The organism is Pyramidobacter sp. CG50-2, assembly GCF_003612005.1.
GTDB lineage: Bacteria > Synergistota > Synergistia > Synergistales > Dethiosulfovibrionaceae > Pyramidobacter.
In genome coordinates this window covers 1-5,574 of the sequence record NZ_RAWT01000083.1, presented here as the reverse complement: position 1 = coordinate 5,574, position 5,574 = coordinate 1, and the positions used below count along the sequence as shown (strand labels likewise).

Here is a 5,574-nt window from a genome sequence, read left to right as displayed (position 1 = left end):
TGTACGTTCGCGTAGACGTTGTTATGGCGGCACGATGGGGAGTTCTTTCGAGGTGTCTTGCTGTGATGAGAGTGTGAGGGGGTGACTTTTTTAATGAGCAGTTATGGTGACTTTTTTATTGGCTATTGACATAAGATCTCTAAAAACTTTATCGACGGGAGGGTTATGTACAGGCATTTCTTTTGAGAAGGTCTTACCGTTTTCGACGAAGGTCAGGAGGTCAGTCACATGTCAGAAGAGAAAAAAGTTCCGCACGTCAAGGCTTTCGAAGGGCAAACGTTTGTCATCAGCGCGCTGGTTTCCGTCTTTTCGGCGGTCATCTGTATGCAGATCATCTCCCGCATCGGAACGACGCCGAACACATCCGTCATCGGCGCGCTGTTCGCCATGGCGCTTGCCAGAATCCCCTTCGCCAGTCTGAGCCGATTCCGCAGCCTGGACCGACAGAATCTGGTGCAGACGATGGCTTCGGCCGCCGGATTCGGCGCGGCCAATTGCTGCCTGCTTGCCGTGGGGATCCTCTACGTTTTCGGCGATCCTTCCCTGATCGTGCCGATGCTTATCGGATCCGGTATGGCGACGCTGATCGGCATGCATCTCGTTTATTCGCTGTTCGATTCCGAGATGTTCCCCGCCCGGGAATCGTGGGCGCCGGGGATCGCCACCGCGGAAGCGCTGATCGCTGGAGACGAAGGCGGTAAAAAAGGACGTACGCTTTTGAGCGGCATCGTTTTAGGCGCGGCAGGCGCCGGATGCCGGATCAAGCCTTTTCTTTCCGGCGGTCTTCCCATGGCCGGCGTGGGCATCGCGTTTATCGCCAACCCATGGGCCATGTCGGCTCTGGCCGCGGGGCTTTTGATCCGCGGCTATTATCCGAGCCTTGTCCCTTGGCTCAGTTCTCTTGGACTGACGAATCTCCCGGCAGATCTCGGAAAAACGTACATCCCGCACGGTTTTATGATCGGCGCCGGGCTGATCTCGCTGATCCAGGCGCTCGTCATGATCTTCAAAAAATCCGTCCGCGAGTTCTCGTCCGAAAGCGCGCCCACGGTGACTCACGCGGCGGCTAAGAAAGCCATCGCCGCCCATATTGGATATTTCGCCGTGGCGGCTGTCATTTTGGCGGCCATTACCGGGTTCATGACTTCCATGGAGACACCCAAGCTCATTCTCTGGGGTGTCTGGTGCACGTTTTCGTCGATCTCCGCCGCAATCCTGGTCGGGCTGTGCGCCATGTTCTCGGGCTGGTTCCCCGGTTTTGCCGTGACCGTGATTTTCGTCAGCCTCGGCCTGTTCATGAACTTTCCGCCGGCGGCGCTGGCGGTGCTGGCAGGCTTCGTTTCCAGCACGGGCCCATGTTTTGCCGACATGGGATACGATCTGAAGACGGGCTGGGTCATCAGAGGAAGCGGGAAGAATCGCGAGTACGAACTGGACGGACGTCGCCAGCAGATGTTTTCCGAACTCTTCGGCGGCCTGATCGCTGCTGTGGTGGTCGGACTTTTGATGAAGATGCATTTCAATCTCAATCTGCTTCCACCCGTCAGCCGGGTTTTCGCGGCCACGGTCCAGGCGGGTTCCGATTATGCGATCCTTCTTGAAATGCTGTGCTGGGCCGTCCCCGGCGCGCTTCTGCAGGTCGCCGGCGGTTCGAAAAAGGCGCTGGGCATTCTCTGCGCCACGGGACTGCTGATCCGCAACCCCATTTACGGCGTCGGCCTGGTGGTCGCCCTGATCCTGCGGGCGCTCTTCATCAAAAACCACGAAGAGGCGATGCAGCTCTACGGCGCGGGTTTCGTGGCCGGCGACGGGCTTTTCGGTTTCTTCAACGCCATCGGGCGTTCCTTCGGTTGGTGGTAAGCGCATTGTATCTTCGACGTGACCGGCAGCGCCGTGCTTCCATAAAAACGGCGCTGCCGTGAAAGGGTGTGAAAATTCGATGTCGGAGAAGAAAAAAATCGGTCTGATCCGCGTCCTGACGACGCCGGATCAGGAGTTGCTCCAGCTTCACGGACGCATGATCGAATCGTGTTTTCCCGGTCTGTCCGTCGAATCGCGGTGCATCGCCGATCAGGACGAAGGGATCCATGACGAGGCAAGTCATGCGAAGGCGTTGCCCAAGGTGCTGGCGCTGGGGCGCGCTTTCGCGGACGAAAACGTCGACGCCGTCTATATCAGCTGCGCCGGCGATCCCGGCGTCGGCATCCTTCAACGGGAGCTCAACGTCCCGGTCATCGGCGCCGGCACGGCGATGGCGCACGTGGCCAGCGCCTACGGGGTTCCCGTGGGAGTGCTGGGGATCACGGACAACGTGCCGGAAGAGATCGCAAAAATTTTAGGCGGCCGTATCGTCGGTTCTCTGCGCCCGCCGCAGATCCATACGACGCTGGATCTGTTCCGCCCCGACGCGATGGACGCGCTCGCGGAAGCCGGCTGTGCGCTGAAAAGCAAGGGCGCCAAGCTGCTCCTTCTGGCCTGCACGGGGTTGGCGACGATCAACGCCGCTCCGGAGCTGCGCCGCCGCGTCGGCTTGCCGGTGCTGGATCCGTTGCGCTGCGCGGCTGCCTGCCTGTGGACGGCCTTGTGTTGAAGGAGGTCTTTGCATGTCTCGGCTGAAACTGACTCAGGAACACGTGGAAGCCGCGCTGCTGGGCGGCTGTTTTCTCGGCGGTGGCGGCGGCGGTTCGATGGCCAAGGGGCGCGCGCTCGGCGAAGCGGCTCTTTCCGCCGGTCCGTTGGAACTGGTCTCGCTGGACGAGATCGATCCCGAAGCGGTCGTCGTCACCTGTTCGGCGGTGGGGGCGCCGGCCTCGAAAGAAGCGATGGCCAAGCCCGAAGCGGCCATGCGTGTCATTGAATTGATGGCAAAACTGGACGTGTCGCCTCCGGCCGGACTGATCACCAACGAAAATGGCGGCGGCTCGACGTTCAACGGCTGGCTGCCGGCCGCCATGAGCGGACTGCCCCTGATCGACGCGCCGTGCAACGGACGCGCGCATCCCACCGGCGTCATGGGATCCATGGCGCTGCACCGCGACAATCGTTACGTTTCGAAGCAGACGGCGGCGGGAGGAAATCCCGAGACGGGGCGCTACCTCGAAGCGGCTTTCAGCGGCCCCATGGAGGCCGTAGCGGCGCTTGTGCGGCAGTGCGCCGTTCAGGCCGGAGGACTGGTTGCGGTGGCCCGTAATCCGGTCAAAGCCCATTATTTGAAAGAACATGCCGCGCCGGGAGCCGTGATGCTGGCCATCGAAACTGGGACGAAAATGCTTGAAGCCCGTTCCCACGGAGCCGAAGCTGTTGTCCAGGCGGCGGTCGGCTTTCTCGGCGGCCGCGTCGTTACGGCGGGCACGGTGGACGCTATCGACCTGATTACCGAAGGCGGGTTCGACCATGGCGTCGTTTCCGCAGGCGGGTGCGAACTCGCGTTCTGGAACGAATTCATGACGCTGGACCGCGGCGGCGAACGGCTGGGGACCTTCCCCGATCTGATCATGACCACGGACGCAGAAACCGGACTTCCCGTCACCACGGCGGAGCTCGCAAAGGGGCGGCGCGTTTTCGTGACGCTGGTCCCTGCGGACAGGATCCCTCTTGGCGCAGGCATGTTCTGCCGGGAACTTTTGGAACCTATCGAGAAGGTCGTCGGCAGGGACGTGCTGCCCTACGTCACGCTGAAGTAGCGCAGCCGCCGCGTTCGCAATGACCGAAGAGAAAAAATAGACGTAGAAAATCAAGGAGGTACCAATCATGTCTCTTTTTTATACGATAAACGCGCTTGAACTGCTCGACTCGCCGTCCGTAAGCGGCGAGAGCGTCAAACAAGCGCTGATGGCCGCCGGCGTGCCGGAAGAACAGATCTCCGTCAAAACTGTTCACGGCCCCAAAGGCAGCACTGATTTCGTCAAAACGTGGTTCTACGGCTCCGAAGGCAAACATAACGGCGGCACAGCCCCCACCATCGGTATCGTCGGCCGTCTCGGCGGCATCGGCGCGCGCCCCGAACGGATCGGGCTCGTTTCCGACGGCGACGGCGCCGTGTCGGCCGTGGCCGTCGCCATGAAACTGGGCGACATGGCGAAAAAGGGCGACGCGCTCAAAGGCGACGTGTTCGTCTCCACTCACATCTGCCCCAATTCTCCTACACGCCCTCACGATCCCGTGCCGTTCATGGGTTCTCCCATCAACATGACCATCGCCAACCGCGAAGAAATGGGCGAGGAGCTGGACGCCGTCCTGTCCATCGACACGACGCGCGGCAACCGGATCGTCAACGCCCGCGGCTTTGCCATCTCGCCGACGGCCAAGGAGGGCTGGATCCTGCGCGTCAGCGAAGATTTGCTCGAGATCATGAGCTCCGTCACGGGGGAGCTGCCCAAGGTTTTTCCCCTCAGCATGACCGACATCACGCCCTACGGCAACGGGCTCTATCACCTGAACAGCATCCTCCAGCCCTGCACGGCCACCAAAGCGCCGGTCGTCGGCGTGGCGCTGACGTCGCAGACGACGGTCCCCGGCTGTGCTACGGGAAGCTCGCAACCGATAGACATCGAGGCGGCCGTGCGCTTCGCCATCGAAACGGCGAAAGCGTTCGGCGAGGGCAAGTGCAAGTTTTACAGCGAGGAAGAATTCGATCTGACCCTCAAACGTTACGGGGCCATGAACAAACTTCAAAGCATGGGCGATCTGCCGCCGGCGGATCCTCAGGCGTAAGAGGCCCGGCCATGACTTTGCGCGTAGGGACCGTCACCATTGGGCAGGCGCCAAGAACAGACGTCACGCCTGACCTTATGAAGATCCTCGGGGCGGAAGTGGAACTGATCGAAGCGGGAGCGCTGGACGGCCTGAGTTCCGAACAGATTGCCGCCATGGCGCCGCGCCCGGGCGATTATGTGCTGGTCACGAGAATGGCCGACGGCACGTCTGTGAAAATCTGCGAACGTGCAGTGACACCTCTGGTGCGTCAGAAGATCGCCGCCCACCTCGCCGCGGGGATCCCCGCCGTCCTGCTGCTCTGCACGGGCGAGTTCCCCGACTTTCCAACCGGCGGGCTGCTGCTGAGACCGCAGAAAGTCCTGTTCAACATGGTTCAGGCCGTCGTGCCGGCCGGCGCGAAACTCGGCGTCTTCATGCCGTCTCCGGAGCAGCTGGAACAGTCGTCGCGCCGCTGGTCGCAGATCACGCCGCAAAACCGCTCGATCGGCGCGTCGCCCTACGTCCGTCCCGAAGAGACGATCCCCGCCGCGGCGGAAGAACTCGCCCGCTGGGGCGCCGACGCTCTCGTCATGGACTGCATGGGCTACACGCTGGCGATGAAGGAACAGGTTCGCCGAATCACCGGCAAGCCCGTGGTCCTCGCCCGTTCCATCGCCGCGCGGTTCCTGCGCGAGCTTGTGTAGGCGACGAAGTTGGAGTAGTGTCAGCAGATGCTATTCCAAACACCTATACGAAATGTTCCACGTGGAACATTTCTCGCAAACGCAGTCATTATAATGAGTTATACTATTTCTCAATTAAAGCACCTAACAATCCATTGTCTTGCGGTAATACTCCTTATGGTCTGAGCGGTGAGAT

At 61.0% G+C, this 5,574-nt stretch carries 5 protein-coding genes; all 5 read left to right on the top strand.

The window, feature by feature from the left end:
- The first annotated feature begins 228 nt into the window (after positions 1-228).
- The 5 genes from D7D26_RS11710 (at position 229) to D7D26_RS11690 (ending at position 5,399) form a co-directional block, all read left to right on the top strand.
- Positions 229-1,860, top strand: a complete 1,632-nt coding sequence (locus D7D26_RS11710) for an OPT/YSL family transporter (protein WP_120373165.1) — start codon at positions 229-231, stop codon at positions 1,858-1,860.
- Between the two features lie 79 nt (positions 1,861-1,939).
- Positions 1,940-2,590: an aspartate/glutamate racemase family protein gene (locus tag D7D26_RS11705; protein WP_120373164.1), complete on the top strand. Its 651-nt coding sequence runs from the start codon at positions 1,940-1,942 to the stop codon at positions 2,588-2,590.
- Positions 2,591-2,603: 13 nt separating this feature from the next.
- The gene (locus D7D26_RS11700) at positions 2,604-3,683 is read left to right on the top strand and encodes a DUF917 domain-containing protein (RefSeq protein WP_120373163.1); all 1,080 of its coding nucleotides are present in this window, start codon (positions 2,604-2,606) and stop codon (positions 3,681-3,683) included.
- Positions 3,684-3,750: 67 nt separating this feature from the next.
- The gene (locus D7D26_RS11695) at positions 3,751-4,713 is read left to right on the top strand and encodes a DUF1177 domain-containing protein (protein WP_120373162.1); all 963 of its coding nucleotides are present in this window, start codon (positions 3,751-3,753) and stop codon (positions 4,711-4,713) included.
- Positions 4,714-4,724: 11 nt separating this feature from the next.
- The gene (locus tag D7D26_RS11690) at positions 4,725-5,399 is read left to right on the top strand and encodes an AroM family protein (protein WP_120373161.1); all 675 of its coding nucleotides are present in this window, start codon (positions 4,725-4,727) and stop codon (positions 5,397-5,399) included.
- Positions 5,400-5,574: the final 175 nt, after the last annotated feature.